Source organism: Domibacillus indicus, from assembly GCF_023715895.1.
Classification (GTDB): domain Bacteria; phylum Bacillota; class Bacilli; order Bacillales; family Domibacillaceae; genus Domibacillus; species Domibacillus indicus_A.
Genome location: NZ_JAMBOO010000058.1, coordinates 1 through 1,155, shown reverse-complemented (window position 1 = coordinate 1,155; position 1,155 = coordinate 1). Strand labels below are relative to the sequence as shown.

Genomic DNA, 1,155 nt, shown 5'->3' with positions numbered 1-1,155 from the left:
CTTACATAGCCTAGTGTTCCATGAATACGCAGCTTGTTAAACCAGTTGACATAGTCACTGAATTCAAGCGCAAGATGCTCCTGGCTATCAAATTTCATTTGGCTGACAAACTCTGTTTTGATGATTTTAAACGTGGCTTCCGCCACGGCATTATCATATGGACAGCCTTTCATGCTTAAAGAACGGCCAATCTGGAAGGCCGCTAACGTTTCATCGATGAGCTGATTTTTAAACTCACTGCCACGGTCGGTGTGGAACAGCTGGATATCTCGCAGATCACCTTGAATAGAAGAAAAAGCGCGTGCGACAAGGTTCGCATCTTTGTTTGGTCCTGTACTGAAGCCAATGATTTCGCGGTTAAAGAGGTCGACAAAGATACATACGTAATGCCATTTGTTTTTGACTTTAACGTATGTTAAATCACTGACGACTACTTTTTTCGCTTCTGTCTGCTGAAACTCACGTTTTAATTCGTTTACCTGAGCTGACTCATTACAGGGGGCTTTCTGCGGCTTGAACTGTGCCACCGTATAGGAAGAAACAAGCCCTTGTTCCTTCATGATACGGCCAATACGTCTTCTGGAAACCGTAAACCCACGCCTGTTCAGTTCGACTTTGATCTTGCGCGTGCCGTAGGCACTTCGGTTTTGTTCAAAAATCTCTATGACAGCGCCTGTTACATCGTCTTCTGACTGACGTTCCTTGGCCTCATAATAGTACGTACTACGTGAGATTTTTAGGACGCTGCACATTGCTGATACCGAGTATTTGTCTTGGTTTCGCTTGATGACATTTACTTTCGTCCCATGATCAGCGCTGCTTGCTTTAAAATATCATTCTCCATTAATAGCTGTTTATTTTCCTTGCGGAGTTTTAAAAGCTCCTGCTGTTCAAGAGACCGGTTGTCTTTCTCTTTAAAAGAACCGGAGGTTTCATCCTGGTTGATCCACCGGTCAAGAGAGGATGGAGTCAGATCATATTCCTTAATAATGGCTCGTTTCGTTTTTCCATTCTGGTACAACTGCACCATTTGCTTTTTAAACTCAGGCGTGAATGTGCGGCGTTCTCGCTTTGTCATAGTTGGAGCTCCTCATCTGTTTTAGGTCAAGTGTACGTGACCTTAATTTTTCTGTCCAGATAAGTGTAGACGCTCCA

Annotated in this window: 1 protein-coding gene; it reads right to left on the bottom strand. The window is 43.7% G+C overall.

The features are described from left to right. A protein-coding gene (locus tag M3221_RS25395) for an IS3 family transposase (RefSeq protein WP_251274813.1) occupies positions 1 to 1,078 on the bottom strand; the annotation gives its coding sequence in 2 pieces (ribosomal slippage) (positions 1 to 829 and positions 829 to 1,078; 1,079 coding nt annotated over the 2 pieces). This gene is flagged as partial in the annotation. Between the last annotated feature and the right edge of the window lie 77 nt (positions 1,079 to 1,155).